21 protein-coding genes are annotated in these 20,384 nt (G+C 65.1%); 2 read left to right on the forward strand and 19 right to left on the reverse strand.

Annotated elements, in window-relative coordinates; genetic code table 11:
• Positions 1–119 precede the first annotated feature (119 nt).
• Positions 120–773 carry a TetR/AcrR family transcriptional regulator gene (locus GGD62_RS31930; RefSeq protein WP_246783244.1) on the reverse strand — a complete coding sequence of 218 codons (654 nt, stop codon included), beginning with the start codon at positions 771–773 and terminating at the stop codon, positions 120–122.
• Positions 774–880: 107 nt separating this feature from the next.
• Here GGD62_RS31930 and GGD62_RS31935 point away from each other — a divergent pair, with 107 nt between their 5' ends.
• Positions 881–1,501 carry a hypothetical protein gene (locus GGD62_RS31935; RefSeq protein WP_183712150.1) on the forward strand — a complete coding sequence of 207 codons (621 nt, stop codon included), beginning with the start codon at positions 881–883 and terminating at the stop codon, positions 1,499–1,501.
• Positions 1,502–1,512: 11 nt separating this feature from the next.
• On the opposite strand, the gene GGD62_RS31940 is transcribed toward GGD62_RS31935, so the two are convergent.
• The 9 genes from GGD62_RS31940 to miaA form a co-directional block, all read right to left on the reverse strand.
• Positions 1,513–2,361: an SDR family oxidoreductase gene (locus tag GGD62_RS31940; protein WP_183712151.1), complete on the reverse strand. Its 849-nt coding sequence runs from the start codon at positions 2,359–2,361 to the stop codon at positions 1,513–1,515.
• 161 nt (positions 2,362–2,522) lie between these two features.
• Positions 2,523–3,542, reverse strand: a complete 1,020-nt coding sequence (gene ilvC, locus GGD62_RS31945; RefSeq protein ID WP_018319725.1) for a ketol-acid reductoisomerase — start codon at positions 3,540–3,542, stop codon at positions 2,523–2,525.
• A gap of 147 nt (positions 3,543–3,689) precedes the next feature.
• Positions 3,690–4,292, reverse strand: a complete 603-nt coding sequence (locus tag GGD62_RS31950) for a LysE family translocator (protein ID WP_183712152.1) — start codon at positions 4,290–4,292, stop codon at positions 3,690–3,692.
• A gap of 7 nt (positions 4,293–4,299) precedes the next feature.
• Positions 4,300–5,190 (reverse strand): EamA family transporter, encoded by an 891-nt coding sequence (locus GGD62_RS31955; protein WP_183712153.1) that lies wholly within the window; start codon positions 5,188–5,190, stop codon positions 4,300–4,302.
• 45 nt (positions 5,191–5,235) lie between these two features.
• Positions 5,236–5,931 (reverse strand): class I SAM-dependent methyltransferase, encoded by a 696-nt coding sequence (locus GGD62_RS31960; protein ID WP_091961418.1) that lies wholly within the window; start codon positions 5,929–5,931, stop codon positions 5,236–5,238.
• A gap of 3 nt (positions 5,932–5,934) precedes the next feature.
• The gene (gene ilvN / locus GGD62_RS31965) at positions 5,935–6,477 is read right to left on the reverse strand and encodes an acetolactate synthase small subunit (RefSeq protein ID WP_011089241.1); all 543 of its coding nucleotides are present in this window, start codon (positions 6,475–6,477) and stop codon (positions 5,935–5,937) included.
• Between the two features lie 23 nt (positions 6,478–6,500).
• The gene (locus GGD62_RS31970) at positions 6,501–7,472 is read right to left on the reverse strand and encodes a threonine dehydratase (RefSeq protein WP_092253331.1); all 972 of its coding nucleotides are present in this window, start codon (positions 7,470–7,472) and stop codon (positions 6,501–6,503) included.
• Positions 7,473–7,476: 4 nt separating this feature from the next.
• The gene (locus GGD62_RS31975) at positions 7,477–9,252 is read right to left on the reverse strand and encodes an acetolactate synthase 3 large subunit (RefSeq protein WP_018319720.1); all 1,776 of its coding nucleotides are present in this window, start codon (positions 9,250–9,252) and stop codon (positions 7,477–7,479) included.
• A 329-nt stretch (positions 9,253–9,581) separates the two neighbouring features.
• Positions 9,582–10,538: a tRNA (adenosine(37)-N6)-dimethylallyltransferase MiaA gene (gene miaA / locus GGD62_RS31980; protein ID WP_183712155.1), complete on the reverse strand. Its 957-nt coding sequence runs from the start codon at positions 10,536–10,538 to the stop codon at positions 9,582–9,584.
• Positions 10,539–10,549: 11 nt separating this feature from the next.
• On the opposite strand from miaA, the gene serB reads away from it, so the two are divergent.
• The gene (gene serB / locus GGD62_RS31985; RefSeq protein ID WP_183712157.1) at positions 10,550–11,455 is read left to right on the forward strand and encodes a phosphoserine phosphatase SerB; all 906 of its coding nucleotides are present in this window, start codon (positions 10,550–10,552) and stop codon (positions 11,453–11,455) included.
• A gap of 159 nt (positions 11,456–11,614) precedes the next feature.
• On the opposite strand, the gene GGD62_RS31990 is transcribed toward serB, so the two are convergent.
• The 9 genes from GGD62_RS31990 to GGD62_RS32030 all read right to left on the reverse strand — a co-directional run bounded on the left by GGD62_RS31990 (position 11,615) and on the right by GGD62_RS32030 (position 20,379).
• Positions 11,615–13,132: a Do family serine endopeptidase gene (locus GGD62_RS31990; RefSeq protein ID WP_179736097.1), complete on the reverse strand. Its 1,518-nt coding sequence runs from the start codon at positions 13,130–13,132 to the stop codon at positions 11,615–11,617.
• Between the two features lie 141 nt (positions 13,133–13,273).
• Positions 13,274–13,480, reverse strand: coding sequence for a DUF2065 domain-containing protein (locus GGD62_RS31995; RefSeq protein WP_018319716.1), 207 nt, complete (start codon positions 13,478–13,480; stop codon positions 13,274–13,276).
• Positions 13,481–13,552: 72 nt separating this feature from the next.
• Positions 13,553–14,449, reverse strand: a complete 897-nt coding sequence (gene hflC, locus GGD62_RS32000; RefSeq protein ID WP_018319715.1) for a protease modulator HflC — start codon at positions 14,447–14,449, stop codon at positions 13,553–13,555.
• Complete coding sequence (gene hflK / locus GGD62_RS32005) at positions 14,446–15,582, reverse strand: FtsH protease activity modulator HflK (RefSeq protein ID WP_183712159.1); 1,137 nt, start codon at positions 15,580–15,582, stop codon at positions 14,446–14,448. The genes hflC and hflK overlap by 4 nt, the downstream gene beginning before the upstream one ends.
• 153 nt (positions 15,583–15,735) lie before the next feature.
• A complete protein-coding gene (locus GGD62_RS32010; RefSeq protein WP_183712227.1) occupies positions 15,736–16,248 on the reverse strand; it encodes a dihydrofolate reductase in 513 nt (170 codons plus the stop codon).
• Positions 16,248–16,733, reverse strand: a complete 486-nt coding sequence (locus tag GGD62_RS32015; RefSeq protein WP_183257523.1) for a GNAT family N-acetyltransferase — start codon at positions 16,731–16,733, stop codon at positions 16,248–16,250. The genes GGD62_RS32010 and GGD62_RS32015 overlap by 1 nt, the downstream gene beginning before the upstream one ends.
• A 5-nt stretch (positions 16,734–16,738) precedes the next feature.
• Positions 16,739–17,533: a thymidylate synthase gene (locus GGD62_RS32020; RefSeq protein WP_018319711.1), complete on the reverse strand. Its 795-nt coding sequence runs from the start codon at positions 17,531–17,533 to the stop codon at positions 16,739–16,741.
• Between the two features lie 171 nt (positions 17,534–17,704).
• A complete protein-coding gene (locus tag GGD62_RS32025; protein WP_018319710.1) occupies positions 17,705–18,685 on the reverse strand; it encodes a tripartite tricarboxylate transporter substrate binding protein BugD in 981 nt (326 codons plus the stop codon).
• A gap of 179 nt (positions 18,686–18,864) precedes the next feature.
• Positions 18,865–20,379, reverse strand: a complete 1,515-nt coding sequence (locus tag GGD62_RS32030; RefSeq protein ID WP_026202241.1) for a tripartite tricarboxylate transporter permease — start codon at positions 20,377–20,379, stop codon at positions 18,865–18,867.
• Between the last annotated feature and the right edge of the window lie 5 nt (positions 20,380–20,384).

Here is a 20,384-nt window from a genome sequence, read left to right on the forward strand (position 1 = left end):
CGTGTCATAAAACTGTAACGGAACGGTCAAGGACAGGCAACGCATGCGGTGACCCGACCTTCGCTTATTGTTAGTGACCGGCGAAGCCCGCACGGCGGCGGGCCGAGCCGCTCGCTCGGTTAAGGCTTTGCGATGCCGGCGATGAAGAGGTCGAGCACGCCTTCCGCCATCCGCTCGATCGCCCTCTCCTCGACGCCCCAGCGCGGAAAGTGGCCATCGAGATTCATCCGGGCGAAGCCGTAGACCAGGGCGCGGCCGGCGATCTGGATGCGCTTGAGGTCCGCCGACCGCAGCAGGCCCTGCTCCGCCGCCTCGGCCAGGATTCCCTCGGTCAGCGCGATCAACTCGGCATTGTCGCGCGTCAATTCCGCGGAGCTGCCATGGGCGAAATAGCGCCCGGTGGAGATGATCTCGAAATGGGCGGGATTGCGCATCGCCCAGCGCAGGTAAGCAAGGCCAAAGGCACGAAAACGGGCAAGCGGGCCGGCCGCCGGAGCCTCGCTCAGCGCGGCCTCGATCTCGGCACGGAAACGCCGCTGCGCCTCCTCGGCCGCCGCCGCCATCAGTGCATCGCGGTTTGGAAAGTGCCGGAACGGCGCGCCCGGCGACACCGCGGCCCGGCGCGCGGCCTCACGGACGGAGACCTCCGCTCCCTCCGCCGCCAATTGCAGCGCAGCATCGATCAGGACACGGCGGAGGTCGCCGTGGTGATACGGCCTAGCCTGGGCTGCAGGGCGGCGGGCGCGCGGCTTGGACGGCTGGCGGGCGGACATGGCGCTTCCTAGCATCACCCGAACGTGAATGTAAGCGGTGATTACACCATTGACCGCTGCGCGACGCCGAAATGTAATCGATGATTACATAACGGAGGAAGATCACCATGCCGCAACGTCAAAGCTGGTTCGAAGGCTGGCGGCTGCTCGCCGCCCTCGCCCTCAGCCTGATCCTTCTCAGCACGTGGATCGCCTCGATGCGGCAATTCGAGGTCGAGGGCGTGCGGATGGTGATCCGCTTCACCGCACGCAGCTCGCTGCTGCTGTTCTGCCTCGCCTTCAGCGCCGCAGCGATGGCGCGGCTCTGGCCCAACGCATGGACCCGCTGGCAGCGCCGCAACCGCCGGTATCTCGGCCTCAGTTTTGCCGCCTCCCACGCCATCCACGCGGTTGCGATCGTTGTTTTCGCCTGGATGGATCCTGCCAGTTTTGCCGAGGCGACCTCGGCCGTCTCCTACATTTTCGGCGGCATCGGCTATGGCTTCATCGTCGCGATGAGCGCAACCTCGTTCGACCGCGCCGCCGCGCTGATCGGGCGCCGCGCCTGGCGTACGCTGCACCTGGTCGGCGGCTATTATCTCTGGTTTCAGTTCATGGTGTCGTTCGGCAAGCGCGTGCCGGCGATGCCGCTCTATGCCGCGTTCCTCATTCCGCTGCTGATCGTGATGACGCTGCGCATGATCGCGATGGCCCGCCACCCGCGCGGGCAGACCGTTGCGGCGGGCTGAAGCGCCCGCCTTTACTGCGGCAACAGCCCGAGCCGCTTGGCGATGATCCGGTCGATCGTCCGTTTCGGCAGTACGGCGCCGATCAGATGGCGCAGCGGGTCCGGCGTGATCTGATAGCGCACCTTGGGGCTTACCGCCGTCAGCGCCTCGAACACGATCTCGGCGATCCGCTCGGCCGGCAGGCCCTTCGCGCCGAGGTCCATCATGAAGGCCATGACCTTGTTGAGCGCCGGGAGATAGGGCGAGTTCTGGTAGACGGAGAGATCGATCTGCTCGGCCTTGCTCCAGATCGGCGTCTTCACCGCGCCGGGGGCGACGATAATGACGTCGATGCCGAACAGCATCAATTCGCGGCGCAGGCTTTCCGACAGTCCCTCGACGGCGTGCTTGGAGGTGCAGTAGGGCGCCGACAGCGGATTGCCGTTCTTTCCTGCGACCGAGCTGATCATCACGATCCGCCCCTTCGGCCCCTTCAGCGACGGGTCGGCCCCGAGCAGCGGCCCGAACGCCTGCGTCGCGATGACAGGGCCGATGACGTTGATGTCCATCTGGCGGCGGAAATCATCCGCCGACAATTCGAGCACGGGACCGGCGACGGCGATGCCCGCATTGTTGACGAGGCCGGCCAGCGTCTCACCGTTCAGCGCTTCGCGAACTTTTCGCGCAGCAGCGAGGACCGCGGCCTCGTCGGTGACGTCGAACAGCAGCGGCGTGAAATTGGCGCCAAACTCACCCTGAAGCCGGTCGGCATCGGCCTGCTTGCGGACGCTGCCGAACACGCGATAGCCGCGCCCGATCAGGAATTTGGCAGTAGCCCAGCCGATGCCTGTGGACGCACCGGTGACGACGACAGATCGCATGGTCTTCCTCCCCTGGAGTTCCTGCGATCATGCCTTGGATTTTTGCCCATGTCCCGGACAAGCGCAGCGAAACGGAGCGCAGAAGCCGAGACCCAGGAGCCGCAATGGCCCCCGGATCAGCAGCGCACCACCTGCGTGATGCGCTGCGTCCGGGAGACGACTTAGTTCTTCGACTTGTCGACCAGCGCGCCCTTCTTGATCCAGGGCATCATATCGCGCAGCTTCGCGCCGACTTCCTCGATCGGGTGCTGAGCGAGCTTGGCGCGGGTCGCCTTGAACGAGGTCTGGTTGACCTTGTTCTCGAGCATCCAGTCGCGGGCGAACTTGCCGCCCTGGATGTCGGCGAGAACGCGCTTCATCTCCGCCTTGGTCTCGGCGGTGACGATGCGCGGGCCGGTGACGTACTCGCCATACTCCGCGGTGTTGGAGATCGAGTAGTTCATGTTGGCGATGCCGCCTTCATAAATCAGGTCGACGATCAGCTTCACTTCGTGCAGGCACTCGAAATAGGCCATCTCCGGGGCGTAGCCGGCTTCGACCAGGGTCTCGTAGCCGCCCTTGATCAGCTCGACCAGGCCGCCGCAGAGCACCACCTGCTCGCCGAACAGGTCGGTCTCGCACTCTTCCTTGAAGGTGGTCTCGATGATGCCGGCGCGGCCGCCGCCGACAGCCGAGGCGTAGGACAGGCCGAGGTCATGGGCGTTGCCCGAGACGTCCTTGGCGATTGCGATCAGGCAGGGCACGCCGCCGCCGCGCTGATATTCCGAGCGCACGGTGTGGCCGGGGCCCTTCGGCGCGATCATGAGCACGTCGAGATCGGCGCGCGGGTCGAGCAGGTTGAAGTGGACGTTGAGGCCGTGCGCGAACACGAGGGCGGCGCCCTTCTTCATGTTGTCGTGCAGGTGATCGCGATAGATGTCGCCCTGGAGCTCGTCCGGGGTCAGCATCATGACGAGGTCGGCCCATTTGGCGGCTTCGGCGACTTCCATCACCTTGAAGCCGGCGGCTTCCGCCTTCTTGACCGAGCCCGAGTCCTTGCGCAGCGCAATGGCAACGTCCTTGACGCCGGAATCCTTCAGGTTGAGCGCATGGGCGTGGCCCTGGCTGCCATAGCCCACGATGGCGACCTTCTTGCCCTTGATCAGGTTCAGGTCGGCGTCGCGATCGTAATAAACACGCATGGGTCGTTTCCTCGTTAGGGGCCAGAATCGGCCGTTGGTCAGGTCCGACTGCTCAAGTCTTGGACGGTGAAATTTGCGGATTTCGGGGGCTGTCTAGAGCATTTTCAGCCGGCTGGGAAACCCGTTTCTGCATGGAAATCCGCGACATCATGCATCCATGAAAACGGGGTAGAGGGAGGCCAGCAGCAGGATCGCCATCAGGATATTGAAGGCGCGGACCAGCCGCTCCGAGGTCAGGACCGGCCGCAATGCCGAGCCGAACAGGGCCCAGACCACGGTCGAGACGGTGCCGACGAGCAGGCTGATCAGGGTCTGGATCGCGATGTTGAGCGGAAATTGGGCGATCGCCGCATAGGCGGTGATGGTGCCGATCACGATCACCCAGCCCTTGGCATTGATCCATTGGAACATCGCCGCGCTCCAGAAGGTCATCGGACCGCGGCCATCCCCCTCGCCCGGCTTGGCCGGGCGGGACATGGCGATCGCGACGGCAAGATAGATCAGGTAGGCGGCACCGGCATATTTCAGGATGGTCTGGAGGATCGGATAGGCCAGGAACACGGAGCCGAGCCCGAGGCCGACGGCGGCGACCATGAAGGCGAAGCCGAGGACGATGCCGACGATGTGAGGAACGGTGCGCCGGAAGCCGTAGGTCAGGCCCGAGGACAGCAGCATGATGTTGTTCGGCCCGGGCGTGAAGTACATCACGACCATGAAGATCAGGAAGGCATAGAGCAGCGACTGGGACATGCTCACCTCACGCCGTTTTCGGCAACGGTTCTTCGGGTAACGCCTTGGGCCGCTTCGCCAGCACCATCACCGCGATACCACCGATCACGGTCAGCATGCCGGCGAGCCGCGAGGGTCCGAACCGCTCGCCGAACACGATGCTGGAGGCGGCCGAGCCGACGAACGGCACCAGCAGCGCAAACGGCACCACTTGCGCGGCGGGATAGTCGCGCAGCAGCCGGCCCCAGAGCCAATAGGCGATGCTGGTCGAGATGCCGCCAAGCGCCAGCATGCAGAGAGCCGCTGTCAGCGTTATGTCGCTCAGCGATGTCCATGTCGGCGCAGGGCCATTGGCGATCAGCGCCAGCACGAACAGCGGCACGGCCGCGGCAAGGCACAACCACGCGAACAGATCGAACATCGGCACGCCGCGGGCGCCGCGCAGCAGCAGGTTGCCGACGGCAAAGCTGATCGGCGAGATCATCAGCACCGCGAACGCGGCGACGCTGAAATCATAGCCGACCGTACCGCAGATCATCAGAAGGCCGATCGCAGCGATACCAACGCCGAGCGCCTGCATCGGCGTCGGCCGCTCGCCAAAAGCGATCGCGGCAAAGCCGATCGTGAACAGCGCCTGGCTCTGCACGACGACGCTGGTCAGCCCCACCGGCACGCCATGGGCGATACCATAGGCCTGGCTCAGGAATTGACCGAGGAACAACGTAAAGCTGATCGCGATCAGCAGCGACCAGGCGATTTTGGGCTTGCGGATGAACAGGCACGGCAACGCGGCGATGGAAAAACGCAGCGCCGTCATCAGCTCCGGCGAAAGCTCGTCGAGCGCGATCCGGCTCGCCACGAAGGCAAGTCCCCAGATGATCGCCACCAGGATGGCGATGAGGATATCGGCCGGCTTCATTGTTGTTCTCGGTTCTGCCCTGTCGTGCAGCCCTGTTGTTGTCGTCTAGCCTTGCTCGCCGGCTCTTGGTTTGCGCAGCAGATAGGTGCCGTGCATCGGTGCGTGGTAATCGGCCGAGACCAGCGCGAAGCCGACGTCGGTCAGCATCCGCTCCATCACCCAGCCGAAGGTGGAGTATTCGTCGCGCATATGCGTGACGACGCCTTCGCGCGAAAAATCGTGGTTCTTGATCTGGTAGTCGGCCCATTGCTCGACGTCGCGCTCGATCGCGTCGGGCATGGAGGCATAGACGATGTCGCGCAGATAGAAGCTCGCGCCCGGCTTCAGCGCACGATAGATCCGCGACATCGCCACCGCCTTCCAGAAATCCGGCAGGTGGTGCAGCGTGAATTCGCTGACGATCAGGTCGTAGGATTCCGGCCGATAGGCGAAGCTGAGCAGGCCGGCGGACTGTGTGCGCACGGGCGCCTTGCGATCACGCGCGTAGATCTCGGCAAGCGCCAGCATTGCCGGCGAGATATCGATGGCGTCCACCTCCGCGCCCAGCAGTGCGGCTTCGGTCGCCAGCACGCCGTTGCCGCAGCCGATGTCGGCGATGCGCCAGCCCCGCTGGACTCCCAGCATTTTCAGCGCGGCGCGCGCCCGCAGATCGGCATCGTCGTGGGCGTCGTAGATCGAGGCGACCGCGGGCTCGATCCCCATCCGGTTCCGCTCGTTATAGTACCAGTCGCGCGCCAGCATGGTTCACATCCCTTCGGGCCCGCGTCCGATCGCGGCAACGCCGGTGCGCGACACCTCGACGAGGCCGAGCGGGCGCATCAGGTCGATATATTGATTGATCTTGTCCGTATTGCCTGTGATCTCGAACACAAAGCTCTCGGTCGTGGCGTCGATCACCCGGGCGCGGAACGCATCCGCGAGCCTGAGCGCCTCGACCCGATGCTCGCCCTGCCCGCGCACCTTCACCATCGCCAGCTCGCGCTCGATCGAGCGCTTGGTCTGGGTCATGTCGACGACCCGGTAGACAGGGATCATGCGGTCGAGCTGGTGCTTGATCTGCTCGATCACCATCGGCGTACCCGTCGTGACGATGGTGATGCGCGACAGGTGCTTCTGGGCCTCGGTCTCCGAGACCGTGAGGCTCTCGATGTTGTAGCCGCGGCCCGAGAACAGGCCGATGACGCGCGCGAGCACGCCAGGTTCGTTCTGCACGAGCACCGAGAGCGTATGCGTCTCGTTGGGATCGTGGCGATCCTCGATGAAGTAGGCGGATGCGGGCTGGTTCATTGTCGTCCCCTCTTGTCTCTTCCTCACGCCATCGCTGACGCGTCTGTCCCGACCCAGCGGCGGAACAGATCGAAATCGATATTGCCGCCGGACAGCACGAGACCGACGCGCTTGCCCTTCAGCTTGCTCTTTTCCTGCAGCGCCGCGGCGAGTGCGGCTGCTCCCGCGCCTTCGGCGAGATTATGCGTGTCGGTCCAGAGCGCACGGATCGCGGCCGCGACCTCAGCGTCGGTGACCTCTACGATGCGTGAGGCACCCTTGCGGATCAGCGTGAATGCCTCGGCGTCCGGAATGCGCGTCGCCATGCCGTCGGCGAGCGTGTTGCTGGTTTCGGTCGTCACGATCTTGCCGGCCGCAAACGACAGCGCGTAGGACGGAGCTTCGGTCGACTGCACGCCGACGATCTCGGTCTTCAGGCCGAGCAGGTCGCGCGCCATGATGCAGCCGCAGATGCCGGAGCCCTGCCCGATCGGCACATAGAGCATGTCGAGGTCCGCCGCGGCCTTGAACAGCTCAAGCGCATAAGTGGCGACGCCGAGCACAAGGTCGGGGTGGAATGACGGCACCATATGGAGCCCGGCAAACTGCGCGCGGCGCTCGGCTTCCTCACGCGCGGCCTGGAAATCCTCGCCATGCTCGACGAGCTCGGCGCCAAAGGCCTTCATCGCGCGATTCTTCTCGGCCGAATTGCCGCGCGGCACGTAGATCACTGCGGGCACGCCGTGGCGGCTCGCCGCGAACGCCAGGCTCTGGCCGTGATTGCCGCGCGTCGCCGAGATGATGCCGGATGTCTTCGGCCGCTCGCGCTTCAGCCGCTCGAGATAGACCAGCCCGCCGCGCACCTTGAAAGCCCCGATCGGCGTGTGGTTCTCGTGCTTGACCACGACCTGCGCGCCGAGCCGCTCGGCGAGCAAAGGCCAGGCGTGTGCCGGCGTTGCCGGCACCGCCTGCCCCACGATCGCATGTGCGCGCTCGAGCTCGGTCAGGTCGAACATGGTCTCACACCAGCGCCTTGCCGCCGGCGAACGCCTTGGCGGTGGCCTCGTCGTTGGCCTGCTCCGGCAACAGCATCTCGTTGTGCGCCTTGCCCGAGGGGATCATCGGGAAGCAGTTTTCGAGCGCGGCGACGCGACAGTCGAACAGCACCGGGCGCTTGACCGAAATCATCTCCTGGATGGCGCCGTCGAGATCGCCGGGCTTGTGCACCTGGATGCCGACGCCGCCATAGGCTTCCGCGAGCTTGACGAAATCCGGCAGCGCCTCCGAGTAGGAATGCGACAGGCGGTTGCCGTGCAGCAGCTGCTGCCACTGCCGCACCATGCCCATGTACTGGTTGTTCAGGATGAAGATCTTGATCGGCAGCTCGTACTGAACCGCCGTCGACATCTCCTGCATCGTCATCTGCACCGAGGCATCCCCCGCAATGTCGATGACGAGGCTGTCGGGATGGGCGACCTGCACGCCGACCGCCGCCGGCAGGCCGTAGCCCATGGTGCCGAGACCGCCCGAGGTCATCCAGCGATGCGGCTCCTCGAAACCGAAGAACTGCGCCGCCCACATCTGGTGCTGGCCGACTTCCGTCGTGATGTAGGTATCCCTGCCGCGCGTCGCCTCGAACAGGCTCTGGATCGCGTGCTGCGGCAGGATCACCTCGTTGCTCTTCCGGTAGTAGAGCGAGTTGCGGGCGCGCCACTGCGCGATCTGCTGCCACCACGCCTTGATGTCGGGCTTCTTCGCCTCGGCCTTGAACACCTGGAGGATGTCGCCGAGGATGTTGCCGCAATCGCCGATGATCGGCACGTCGACGCGGATGTTCTTGTTGATCGAGGATGGGTCGATGTCGATATGGATCTTCTTCGAGCCCGGCGAGAACGCATCGACGCGGCCGGTGATGCGGTCGTCGAAGCGCGCGCCGACGCACAGCATGACGTCGCAATCATGCATCGTCATATTGGCTTCATAGGTGCCGTGCATGCCGAGCATGCCGAGCCAATTCTTGCCCGACGCCGGATAGGCGCCGAGGCCCATCAGCGTCGAGGTGATCGGGAATCCGGTGACCTCGACCAGCTCGCGCAGCAGCTTGGTCGCCTCGGGGCCGGAATTGATGACGCCGCCGCCGCTGTAGATCACGGGGCGCTTAGCATGGGCCAGCAGTGCGACGGCTTTGCGGATCTGCGTCGCATCTCCCTTCACGCGTGGCGCGTAGGAGCGGTGCACGTCGGATTTGCGCGGCGGATGATAGGTGCCGGTCGCGAATTGCACGTCCTTGGGGACGTCGACCAGCACCGGGCCGGGACGGCCGGAGGTCGCGACGTAGAAAGCTTCGTGCAGCACTTTGGCGAGATCGTTGACGTCGCGCACCAGCCAATTGTGCTTGGTGCAGGGACGCGTGATGCCGACGGTGTCGCATTCCTGGAACGCGTCGTTGCCGATCAGATGCGTCGGCACCTGGCCGGAGATGCAGACCAGCGGGATCGAGTCCATCAGCGCGTCGGTGAGCGGCGTCACCATATTGGTGGCACCGGGGCCGGAGGTCACCAGCGCAACGCCCGGCTTGCCGGTCGAGCGCGCATAACCTTCTGCGGCGTGGCCGGCGCCCTGCTCGTGGCGGACCAGGATGTGCTGGACCTCGCTCTGCTGAAAGATCTCGTCATAGATCGGAAGCACCGCGCCGCCGGGATAGCCGAAAATGTCGGTCACGCCATGATCGATGAGCGCGCGAACGATCATCGCAGCGCCGGTCATCTGGTTCGGATCGTGGCTCTTGTCGCTCATTGGCTTGCTCCGGATGCGCTGTTGTCAGCGGCTTCGTTCGTGTCTGGTTCGGGAAATAAAAAAGGCCCCGAAGAGGGCCCATGCACACCGCCTGTCATGTGGGTGGCAGCTAGCCACCCCCGGCGGTGTGCCTGGGTACGACGGCGATAAGGAGTTTGGTAATAATGTTACGCATGGCGGGCGCCCGGCTTCCCAAAGGTTGCGCGAAACATAGCGGCCAAAGCCCGGATGTCAAGGCGATGTGGCCGTTCCCGCGCGATTTTGGCAGTGTAGCGGTGTTCCCCGGGTTCGGCGAGAGGTAAATTCGGGAACCCGGACGGAAAAGCGCCTCAGGCGGGGTCGCGGGCCGCGTTCACAATGGCGGCGAGCCATCCCCTCGCCTCCCCGGGCTTCACCCATTCGAACTCCGGCAACTGGTGCCGGAACCAGGTGAATTGCCGCTTGGCGTAGTGGCGGGTGTCGGCGCGGCCGGTGGTGGCGGCCTGCTCCAGGCTGAGCTCACCGCGTAAGTGCCGGATCAGGGCCGGCACGCCATGAGCCTTCATCGCCGGCAGCAGCGGATCGAGGTTTCTGGCGGCGAGCTGCTCGACCTCCTTCAACGCACCGGCGCCCAGCATGGCATCGAAGCGGGCATCGATGCGGGCGTAGAGCTCGTCCCGTTCGGGTGCGAGAAATACCGCGCGAAAACTGTCCTTCGGCAGCAGCGGCGGCTGGCCCTCCCGGTGCCAGTCGAGCAGCGAGCGGCCGGTCGCCTCGACCACTTCGAGCGCGCGCGCGATCCGGGTGCGGTCACGCAGGTTCAATCGCTCGGCCGCACTGGGGTCGCGACGCGCCAGTTCCACATGCAGCGCCTCGACGCCGTTGCGTTCCAGCCGCGCGCGCACGTCCTCGCGCACCTCGGCAGGGATTGGCGGCACCACGGAGAGCCCCGCCGTCAGTGCCTTGAAATAGAGCCCGGTGCCGCCGATGAAGATCGGCAGAAGGCCTTCCGCTTCTGCCTCGTCGAGCGCCTTGGCTGCGTCACTCACCCAGGCACCGGCCGAAAAATTCACGGCTGCATCGACATGACCGTACAGGCGATGCGGCGCGCGCGCTTCCTCGCTTTGTGTGGGGCGCGCCGTGATGATCCGCAGGTCACGATAGACCTGCATGGAATCGGCATTGATGACGACCCCGCCCGTGCTGAGGGCAAGCTCCAGCGCCAGCGCCGACTTGCCGCTGGCGGTCGGGCCTGCGATAAGCACGGCCTTGCCAACATGGCTTCTGCTGACTTGCCCCTCGCTCACGAAAACCTCAAATGTCCCTCGTCGCCACGCTGATCTGCAATCCCGACAATCCCGCGCTCGACTCCACCATCGTCGATGGCGCCCGCGCCGTGCTGCCCCAGGCAGCTCCCGCGCACTGGCTGTTCGACGGGGTTGCGGTCGACATTCCCTTCGGCGCCGACAGTAACCTCGAAGCCGACCGTCACGCCATCGAGCAGCGGCTCCGCGAGCTTCGCGGCGACCTGCCCGTCGACATCGTCGTGCAGCCAGTCGGCGCCCGGCGCAAGAAGCTTTTTCTCGCCGACATGGATTCCACCATGATCGGCCAGGAATGCATCGACGAGCTTGCCGATCTCGTCGGGATGAAGGCCCACGTGGCCGCCATCACCGAACGCGCCATGCGCGGCGAGATCGAGTTCGAGCCGGCACTGCGCGAGCGCGTCGCGCTGCTGAAGGACCTGCCCGCCGGCGTGGTCGATGAGGTGCTGGCCAAGCGCATCACGCTGACCCCGGGCGGCCGCGAACTGGTCGCGACCATGCGCAAGCACGGCGCCTATACCTGCCTCGTCTCCGGCGGCTTCACGCTGTTCACGACCGCGGTCGCCGCCAAGATCGGCTTCCAGGAGAACCGTGCCAACGAGCTGGTCGTGCGCGACGGCAAGTTCACCGGCGAGGTGAAGGAGCCGATTTTGGGGCGCGCGGCGAAGCTCGCGACGCTGGTGGATCTGATGGAGTCGTTCGATCTCGACGACGTCGATTCGGTCGTGGTCGGCGACGGCGCCAATGATCTCGCAATGATCCAGGCCGCGGGGCTGGGCGTCGCCTATCACGCCAAGCCGGCCGTAGCGGCGGCTGCGGCGGCGCGGATCGATCACGGCGACCTCACCGCGCTGCTGTATGCGCAGGGGTATCGGCGGGACGAGTTCGTGGAGGGGTAGCCTCTTGCCGCATGCTCAGGCCGTAGGGTGGGCAAAGGCGCAAAGCGCCGTGCCCACGATCTTTCTCCGACGGCGACAGGTGGTGGGCACGCTTCCGCCTTCGCTCTTCGAGCTACGGCGGACAAGTCGCTTTGCCCACCCTACGGCACCGGCCAGCGACTACTGCACGCTCAGCGCCACAAACCGCAGCTCGCCGTCGGCGTTGGACACCAGCAGCAGCACCGACTTCTTGCCGTCCTTCTTGAGCTGGTCGACCCGCTTCTGGATGTCGGCGCCGCTGGAGACGGCCTCCTGCGCGACCTCGACGATGACGTCGCCGGCGGAGAGCCGCTTCTCGGCGGCGTCGGAATTCGCGTCGACATTGGTGACGACCACGCCCTTGACGCTCTCCTTGATCTTGTAGCGGCTGCGCAGATCCTTGTTCAGCGCCGCAAGATCAAGGCCGAGCGCCTTCTGCGTCACCGGCTTCTCGGGCGCGGGCTCGTCGGTCTTCACCGCGGCCTGCACCTTCTCGGGATCCTGGAGGCGGCCGAGGGTGACCTTCTTGGTTTCTTCCTTGCCCTTGCGGATGATGATGACGTCGACTTCCTTGCCGACCGCCGTGTCGGCGACGACGCGGGACAGGTCCTTCGGATCCTTGACGTCCTTGCCGTCGAACTTGACGACGACGTCGCCCGGCTCGATGCCGGCCGGCTTGGCCGGGCCCTTGTCGTCGACGCCCGCAACCAGCGCGCCGCGCGCCGGCTTGATGCTGAGGCTCTCGGCGATCTCGTCGGTGACGCTCTGGATCCGCACGCCGAGCCAGCCGCGGCGCAGCTCGCCGAACTGACGGAGCTGGTCGACGACGCCCGCAACCGTCTTCGACGGCACGGCGAAGCCGATGCCGATCGAGCCGCCCGAGGGCGAGATGATCAGCGTGTTGACGCCGATGACGTCGCCATCGAGGTTGAACAGCGGACCGCCGGAATTGCCGCGGTTGATGGAGGCATCGGTCTGGATGTAGCTGTCATAGGGACCCGAGGAGATGTCGCGGTTCTTGGCCGAGACGATGCCGGCCGTCACCGTGCCGCCCAGGCTGAACGGGTTGCCGATCGCGACCACCCAGTCGCCGAGACGCAGCTTGTCGCTATCGCCGAACTTCACCGCGACCAGCGGCTTGGTCGGCTTGAACTTCAAGACTGCAAGGTCGGTCTTCTTGTCGACGCCGACCAGCTCGGCCTTGATCTTGGTACCGTCGTTGAGGATGACGTTGATCTCGTCCGCATCCGCGATGACGTGGTTGTTGGTGACGACGACGCCCGATGTGTCGATGATGAAGCCGCTCCCGAGCGAGTTGGTCTTGCGCGGCGGCGGGCCGCCGTCGCCGCGCTCGCCACCCTTGCTGCTGCCGCCCGGACCTTTGCGGTTCTTGAAGAAGTCGTCGAAGAACTCCTCGAAGGGCGAGCCGGGCGGCAATTGCGGCATGGCGTTGCTGCCGCCGCCCTTGGCCTCGACGGTCTGCGAGGTCGAGATGTTGACGACCGCGTCGATCACCTTCTCGGCGACGTCGGCGATGCCCTCCGGTCCGCGCGCATAAGCCGGCGAGCCGAACGCGCTGACAGCAGCGACGGCGAGCGCGGCCAGCCCAATTCGCACACCAAGTCGCGAGCGGGACGGGGCAATGGTGGCAGCGGTCATTGTGATCTCCAGAGAGAGGGATTCGGCGCCAGACTGCGCTTGACGGGGGGACGGCGCAAGCGCGCAGGTTAATGGGCCTCAACACCCCGATAATACGGCGAAAACCGGTCTCTCGCCTTCACTTTGGCGTTGGCGCGCCGCCTAAATGGGGCGCCGCATGACCCAGATCAGGACCAGGCCGACGATGGCCGAACCGATCCCAACCGCCCGCAGGATGTTGTCCGGCGTGGCGATGGCGCTCTTCATGGCCTTGCGCATCCAGTTGGGACTTGCCGCGAACATCAAGCCTTCCAGCACGAACAGGATGCCCAAGCCGATGAGGAAGTCGGCGAACGCAATGGACCTCATCGGATTGGAACCTCCCGTTATGCTGTTCTTGTCTGGACGAAGGGCGGCGAGATCCGCCGCCCTTTGTCTAGCTTACGGCTTCGCCGGCGTCTCGGTCGCCGTCTTGCCGGACGGGTTACTGAAGTACCGGAAGAAATCCGAGTCCGGCCGCAGCAGGAAGCGGGTGTCGTTCGAACGCAACCCGTTCTCGTAAGCCGTCATCGACCGGTAGAAGGCGAAGAAGTCGGCATCCTTGCTGTAGGCTTCGGCGAACAGGCGGTTGCGCTCGGCATCGCCGGCGCCCCGGGTCTGCTCGGCCTGCGAATTCGCCTCGGCGACGATGACGGTCGCCTCACGATCGGCCTTGGACCTGATCTCCTGGGCCTTCTGGCCGCCCTGCGCGCGGAACTCGGCCGCCTCGCGCTCGCGCTCGGTCTTCATGCGCAGATAGACCGCCTGGCTGTTCTGCTCCGGCAGATCGGCGCGGCGGATCCGGACGTCGACGACCTGGATGCCGTAGCCATCGGCCTCGCGATCGAGCTGGTCGCGGATGCGCTGCATCAGCTTCTCGCGGTCGTCGCGCACCACGTTGATGAAGGAGACCTCGCCCAGCACGCGCCGCAGCGCCGCGTTCAGCAGCGTGGTGAGCTGGATGTTGGCAGCCTGGATCGAGCCGACGCTCTGATAGAAGCGCAGCGCATCCTTGATGCGGTAGCGCGCGAAGGCGTCGACCACGAGCCGCTTCTGATCGGAGGCGATCGCTTCCTGCGACGGGTTCTCCAGATCGAGGATCCGCTTGTCGATGTTGATCACCGAATTCCACGGCGCCTTGAAGTGCAGGCCGGGTGCGGTGACGACGTCGACGGGCCGGCCGAACTGGAGCACGATGGTCTGCTCGGTCTGCTGCACCGTGAACAGCGACATGTAGCCGACGATCACGACCAGCAGGAGCCCAACCAGCGTGACGAAACCTGTGACCGGGGACCTCATCGGGTGCCTCCGCTCGACTGCGGACCGGTGGTAGGCGGCCGCTTGGTCGTCAGTTCGCCGAGCGGCAGATAGGGCACGATGCCCTGGCCCGAGGGCCCGCCGTCATAGACCAGCTTGTCGGCGCCGCCGAGCACGCGCTCCATCGTCTCCAGATAGATCCGTTCACGCGTCACGTCGGGCGCCTTCTTGTATTCCTCGTACACCTTCAGGAAGCGCGCGCTCTGGCCCTTGGCCTCGGCGACCGCCTGCTCCTTGTAGCCTTCGGCGTCTTGCAGGATCTTGGCCGAGCGGCCCCGCGCCTGCGGCACCACCTGGTTGGCGTAGGTCTGCGCCTCGTTCTGCAACTGCTCAAGATTGGCGCGCGCCGCCTGGACGTCGCGGAACGCGTCGATCACCTGCGCCGGCGGATCGACCTTCTGCATCTGCACCTGGGTGACCTGAATGCCGGCGCCATAGCTGTCCAGCGTCCTCTGGATCAGCTCCTGCACGCCCTGCTCGGTGACGTTGCGTGCGCCGGTCAGGATCGGCTGGATCTGCGAGCGGCCGATCACCTCGCGCATCGCGCTCTCGGAGACCGCCTTCACGGTGCCTTCGGGATTCTGGATGTTGAAGAGGAAGTCGCCGACGCCGTCCGGCTTGATGCGCCAGAGCACGGTGAAGTCGACGTCGACGATGTTCTCGTCGCCGGTCAGCATCAGGCTCTCTTCCGGCACGTCACGAATGGAGCGGCCGCGCCGCGCCGGATCGTCGATCAGCGTCATGCCGATCGAAATGGTGTTGACGCGCAGCGCTTTGGGCAGCAGCACTGTCTCGATCGGATAGGGCAGATGATAGTTCAGGCCCGGCTGCACGGTGCGAACATGCTTGCCGAAACGCAGCACGACGCCGAGCTCTTCGGACTGCACGCGGAAGAAGCCCGACAGCAGCCAGAACGCGACGATCAGCAGCACGATCAGCGTGATGCCGATGCCGGAGAAATAGCCTCCCGGCATGATCTGCTGGAGGCGGTCCTGGCCGCGCCGCAGAAGGTCTTCCAGATCCGGCGGCCTCGGCCCGACCGGTTGCGGGCCTGAGCCCCATGGTCCCTTCGGACCCGAGCCCCATGGGCCACCGCCCTGATTCTTCCACGGCATTCGACGCTCTCCTCGGCAGGGTGGAATTGCCCCCGCCCGCTTTGTCCGGTCCGGCTTTATAGGGGACAGGCAAGTCCCTTACAACGCAGCGGTGCCCGTCTTCCGAGCTATGCTCGGGCTCGAAAAAGTCAATGTAAACATTGACGAATGCGGTTAATGGCGCGGCCGCCGACGATATGTCACATAGGAGAAGTCGGCGCTGTCCTCGCCTGCGGCAGGATGGCGGACACGTCCCACCTCGTCCCATTCCGCCTTGTCGATGTCGAAATACGTATCGCCTTCGGGTCGCGCGTGGACTTCGGTGATTTCGAGCCGATCGGCGCGGTCGAGCCATTGCCGAAAGATTTCGGCGCCGCCGATCACCGCGATCTCAGTGACCGAACGCCGCAGGGCATCGCCGCGCGCGACCGCGTCGGCGTCCGCGGCCGACGTCGTGACGATGGCACCATTGGCGCGATAACCCGCATCGCGCGTGATGAGGATGTTCGTGCGGCCCGGCAGCGGGCGGCGGGGCAATGATTCAAAGGTCTTGCGGCCCATGATCACGGGTTTGCCGATCGTGAGCGCCTTGAAGCGCGCCATGTCGGATTTCAATCGCCACGGGATCGCGTTGCCCGCGCCGATGACGCCGTTCTCCGCGATCGCAACGACGAAGACAATCTCCATCACGGCGCACTCCCGGCAAGCCGCGTCAGCGCCGGCCCGGTGACGCGGCACAGCGTCCAATCGTCCATCATCACCGCGCCGAGCGATTTGTAGAACGCGATCGACGGCGCGTTCCAGTCGAGCACCGCCCATTGCAGGCGGGACCAGCCGTTATCGGCGCATTCCTTGGCCAGATAAACCAGCAGCGCCTTGCCGAGCCCCCTGCCGCGATGCGACGGCCGCACGTAGAGATCCTCGAGATAGATGCCGTGACGGCCACTGAAGGTGGAGAAATTTGTAAACCAGACCGCGAAGCCGACCGGCTCGCCGTCCCACTCGGCGATCGCGCAATAGAGTTGCGGTCGCTCGCCGAACAGCGCATCGGCGATGTCGGCCTCGGTCGCTTCGACCTCGTGCGAGAGTTTTTCGTATTCGGCGAGCTCTCGGATGAAAGCGAGAACGAGCCCGGCTTCGCCCGGGCGCACACGTCGGATGTTGAGCGACATCGGCGCTAAACCGCGACTTCCGCCTTGATGTGCGGATGCGGGTCGTAGCCGACGAGCTCGAAATCCTCAAAGCGGAAGGAGAAGATGTCCTTCACATCGGGATTGATCCGCATCACCGGCAGCGCGCGCGGCGCGCGCGTGAGCTGAAGCCGGGCCTGCTCCAGATGGTTGGAATAGAGATGGGTATCGCCGAACGAATGTACGAAGTCGCCGGGCTTCAGGCCGGTGACCTGCGCCACCATCATGGTCAGCAACGCATAGGAGGCGATGTTGAAGGGCACGCCGAGGAAGACGTCGGCCGAGCGCTGATAGAGCTGGCAGGACAGCTTGCCGCCTGCGACGTAGAACTGGAACAGGCAATGGCACGGCGGCAGCGCCATCTTGTCGACTTCGGCTGGATTCCACGCCGAGACGATCAGGCGGCGCGAGTCCGGATTGCGCTTGATCATGTCGACCACGTTCGCAATCTGGTCGATGCTGCGGCCGTCAGGCGCCGGCCAGGAGCGCCATTGATGGCCATAGACCGGGCCGAGATCGCCATTGGCATCCGCCCATTCGTCCCAGATGGTGACACCGTTGTCGCGCAGATATTTGATGTTGGTGTCGCCCTTCAGGAACCACAGCAGCTCGTGGATGATCGCCTTCAGCGGCAGCCGCTTGGTGGTCAGCATCGGGAAGCCGGCCGACAGATTGAAGCGCATCTGATGACCGAACACCGAGAGCGTGCCGGTACCGGTCCGGTCGGTCTTCTCGGCGCCGTCTGAAAGAATCCGCTCGAGCAGGTCCTGATACTGGTGCATGTGCGACTGAGCCTTTGGGGAGGCGGCGAACTTAGCGGCCGCCCCCGCGCTGCAACAGCGGCGATTCGCTGTCCGCTCCGATTATACCCGGAAAAGTGAGTGGTCCCGGCGCAAACGACAAGGGGCGGAACCCAGGTCCCGCCCCTTGCCCTATCGGCTTGATCGCACTGCCTAAGTTGCCGGCTTGAGCACCGGGGTCCATTTCGCGATCTCGTTCTTGACGAGGGTGGCCAGCGCCTCCGGCGTCCGCTCCGCAGGGCCCGGGATGACGCTGCCGAGCTCGAGCAGGCGCTTCTTCACGGTCTCGTCGTCGAGCGCCTTGCTGGCCGCAGCGTTCAGGCTGGCCAGAATCGCCGGCGAAGTTCCCTTGGGCGCGAACATCGCATTCCAGGCCTGGGCCTGGAATTTCGGCAGGCCCGCTTCTGCCGTGGTCGGCACGTTCGGCAGCGACGGATTGCGCTCCGGCGTTGCGATCGCATAGGCCTTGATGGTCCCGGCATTGATCTGCGGCACGGCGTTGACGATCTGGTCGCACATGTAGTCGACCTGCCCCGCCACCAGCGCGTTCATCGCAGGTCCCGTGCCGTTGAAGGGCACGCCGACCGGCTTGATGTCGAGGATCGAGTGCAGGAGCTCGCAGGAAACGTGCGAGACCGAGCCGACGCCGGCATGGGCAGCATTCACCTTCTCGGCGTTGGCCTTCACATAGGCCACGAACTCCTTCAAATCCTTCGGCGGAAAGTCCTTGCGCGCGAGGATCAGGATCGGGGTGCCCGCGAGCAGCGCGATCGGCTCGAAATCCTTCTCGGGATGATAGGCGAGCTTGGGATAGAGCGGCACCGAGGCGGCATGCGTGCCCATATGCCCGGTGATGAGCGTATAGCCGTCATTGGCCGCGCGCGCGGCGCGGGTGGTTGCGGTGGTGCCGCCGGCGCCGACCACGTTCTCGATGATGATGCTCTGTCCCAGCGTCTGCGCCATATGCCCGGTGACGATGCGCGCGACGACGTCGGTCGGGCCGCCGGCCGCAAACGGCACGATCATGGTGATGCTGCGCGTCGGATAAGTCTGCGCCTCAGCCGGCGCAACAAAAGCGCACAGCGAGGCGAGCGCTGCGGCACATGCGCTCGTGAGCGCGCGAATGAAGGTCATGTCGATCCCCGTCGTTCCCTTGGACACAGCAAAATGCCGGCCCAAAGGCCGGCATTTTCATTTCACGAAGCCGTAACACAAGTCGATTCGACTTCCGAATGCGGCGCGCCGACGCAGGCGGCTTTTCACGTGAGCATGATCTTTCCGGAAAACCGCCTGACACTTTTCCGGATCATGCCCTAGTTCTCAGACTCGGTGAACACCTGGTCCCGCTTCGATCGCAACACAGGCAGCACTGTGAGCAGCAGCAGGCTCGCCGCGATCGCGAGCAGCACCGCCGACAGCGGACGCGTCAGGAACACGCTCCAGTCGCCGCGCGAGATCAGCAGCGCACGGCGCAGGTTCTCTTCCATCAGCGGGCCGAGCACCATTCCGAGCAGCAGCGGTGCCGGCTCGAAATCGTGCTTGATCAGCCAGTAGCCGACGAGACCGAACACGCCGGCAAGGATGACGTCGACCGGCGCGTTGTTCACCGAGTAGATGCCGATCGCGCAGAAGATCACGATCGAGGGGAACATCAGCCGGTACGGCACACGAAGCAACCGGACCCAGATTCCGACCAGCGGCAGGTTGATGATGATCAGCATCAGATTGCCGATCCACATCGAGGCGATCATGCCCCAGACGAGGTCGGGCTGCTTCTGCATCACCTGCGGACCCGGCACGATGCCGTGGATGGTCATCGCGCCCACCATCAGCGCCATCACCGCGTTCGGCGGGATGCCGAGCGTCAGCAGCGGGATGAAGGAGGTCTGCGCCGCAGCGTTGTTGGCGCTTTCCGGCGCCGCCACGCCCTCGATCGCGCCGCGGCCGAACCGCGACGGGTTCTTGGCGAGCTTCTTCTCGAGCGTATAGGCCGCGAACGAGGCGATGACCGCGCCGCCGCCGGGCAGGATGCCGAGGATCGAGCCGAGCACGGTGCCGCGCAGGATCGGCGGCGTCGAGTCGAGCAGGTCCTTCTTGGTCGGCATCAGGCCGGTGATCTTCTGCTGCACGAGATCGCGGTTCATCTCGGCGCCATGGTCGAGATTGCGGATGATCTCGGCGAAGCCGAACACGCCCATCGCCACCGTCGCAAAGCCGAGGCCGTCGGCGAGCTCTGGAATGTTGAAGGCCATGCGCGAGGCGCCGGTCTCGATGTCCGAGCCGACCATCGACAGCAGCAGGCCGAACACGATCATCGCGATCGCCTTCAGCACCGAACCCTTGGCCAGCACGACCGCGAAGATCAGGCCGAGCACCATCAGCGAGAAATACTCGGCCGGACCGAACGCCAGCGCGAGCTTGGTCAGCGGCGCGCCGAGCAGGGCAATCAGCACGGTCGCAACGCAGCCGGCGAAGAACGAGCCGATCGCCGCGATCGCCAGCGCCGGGCCGGCACGGCCCTGCTTGGCCATCTGGTGACCGTCGATAGCGGTGACAACCGATGTCGCCTCACCTGGAATATTGACCAGGATCGACGTGGTCGAGCCGCCATACTGGGCGCCGTAATAGATGCCGGCGAGCATGATCAGCGCGCCGACCGGCGGCAATCCGAAGGTGATCGGCAGCAGCATCGCGACGGTGGCGATGGTGCCGATGCCCGGGAGCACGCCGACCAGGGTGCCGACCAGCGCGCCAATCAGGCACATGAGCAGGTTGATCGGGGTCAGCGCGACGGCAAAACCGTGAGCGAGGTTGGCAAAGATATCCATCACAC

Origin of the sequence: Bradyrhizobium sp. ERR14, assembly GCF_014198235.1 — a bacterium.
In the GTDB taxonomy this organism is placed as follows: domain Bacteria; phylum Pseudomonadota; class Alphaproteobacteria; order Rhizobiales; family Xanthobacteraceae; genus Bradyrhizobium.

What these genes read in the sequence shown, in the direction of transcription:
- GGD62_RS32015 (WP_183257523.1), bottom strand. Translation starts at nt 16,733, where the DNA reads ATGTCGCTCAACATCCGACGTGTGCGCCCGGGCGAAGCCGGGCTCGTT.
- GGD62_RS32010 (WP_183712227.1), bottom strand. Translation starts at nt 16,248, where the DNA reads ATGGAGATTGTCTTCGTCGTTGCGATCGCGGAGAACGGCGTCATCGGC.
- GGD62_RS31955 (WP_183712153.1), bottom strand. Translation starts at nt 5,190, where the DNA reads ATGAAGCCGGCCGATATCCTCATCGCCATCCTGGTGGCGATCATCTGG.
- ilvC (WP_018319725.1), bottom strand. Translation starts at nt 3,542, where the DNA reads ATGCGTGTTTATTACGATCGCGACGCCGACCTGAACCTGATCAAGGGC.
- GGD62_RS31970 (WP_092253331.1), bottom strand. Translation starts at nt 7,472, where the DNA reads ATGTTCGACCTGACCGAGCTCGAGCGCGCACATGCGATCGTGGGGCAG.
- GGD62_RS31975 (WP_018319720.1), bottom strand. Translation starts at nt 9,252, where the DNA reads ATGAGCGACAAGAGCCACGATCCGAACCAGATGACCGGCGCTGCGATG.
- GGD62_RS31940 (WP_183712151.1), bottom strand. Translation starts at nt 2,361, where the DNA reads ATGCGATCTGTCGTCGTCACCGGTGCGTCCACAGGCATCGGCTGGGCT.
- GGD62_RS31935 (WP_183712150.1), top strand. Translation starts at nt 881, where the DNA reads ATGCCGCAACGTCAAAGCTGGTTCGAAGGCTGGCGGCTGCTCGCCGCC.
- GGD62_RS31995 (WP_018319716.1), bottom strand. Translation starts at nt 13,480, where the DNA reads ATGAGGTCCATTGCGTTCGCCGACTTCCTCATCGGCTTGGGCATCCTG.
- GGD62_RS32030 (WP_026202241.1), bottom strand. Translation starts at nt 20,379, where the DNA reads ATGGATATCTTTGCCAACCTCGCTCACGGTTTTGCCGTCGCGCTGACC.
- GGD62_RS31950 (WP_183712152.1), bottom strand. Translation starts at nt 4,292, where the DNA reads ATGTCCCAGTCGCTGCTCTATGCCTTCCTGATCTTCATGGTCGTGATG.
- ilvN (WP_011089241.1), bottom strand. Translation starts at nt 6,477, where the DNA reads ATGAACCAGCCCGCATCCGCCTACTTCATCGAGGATCGCCACGATCCC.
- serB (WP_183712157.1), top strand. Translation starts at nt 10,550, where the DNA reads ATGTCCCTCGTCGCCACGCTGATCTGCAATCCCGACAATCCCGCGCTC.
- GGD62_RS32020 (WP_018319711.1), bottom strand. Translation starts at nt 17,533, where the DNA reads ATGCACCAGTATCAGGACCTGCTCGAGCGGATTCTTTCAGACGGCGCC.
- hflC (WP_018319715.1), bottom strand. Translation starts at nt 14,449, where the DNA reads ATGAGGTCCCCGGTCACAGGTTTCGTCACGCTGGTTGGGCTCCTGCTG.
- GGD62_RS31990 (WP_179736097.1), bottom strand. Translation starts at nt 13,132, where the DNA reads ATGACCGCTGCCACCATTGCCCCGTCCCGCTCGCGACTTGGTGTGCGA.
- hflK (WP_183712159.1), bottom strand. Translation starts at nt 15,582, where the DNA reads ATGCCGTGGAAGAATCAGGGCGGTGGCCCATGGGGCTCGGGTCCGAAG.
- GGD62_RS31930 (WP_246783244.1), bottom strand. Translation starts at nt 773, where the DNA reads ATGTCCGCCCGCCAGCCGTCCAAGCCGCGCGCCCGCCGCCCTGCAGCC.
- GGD62_RS31960 (WP_091961418.1), bottom strand. Translation starts at nt 5,931, where the DNA reads ATGCTGGCGCGCGACTGGTACTATAACGAGCGGAACCGGATGGGGATC.
- GGD62_RS32025 (WP_018319710.1), bottom strand. Translation starts at nt 18,685, where the DNA reads ATGACCTTCATTCGCGCGCTCACGAGCGCATGTGCCGCAGCGCTCGCC.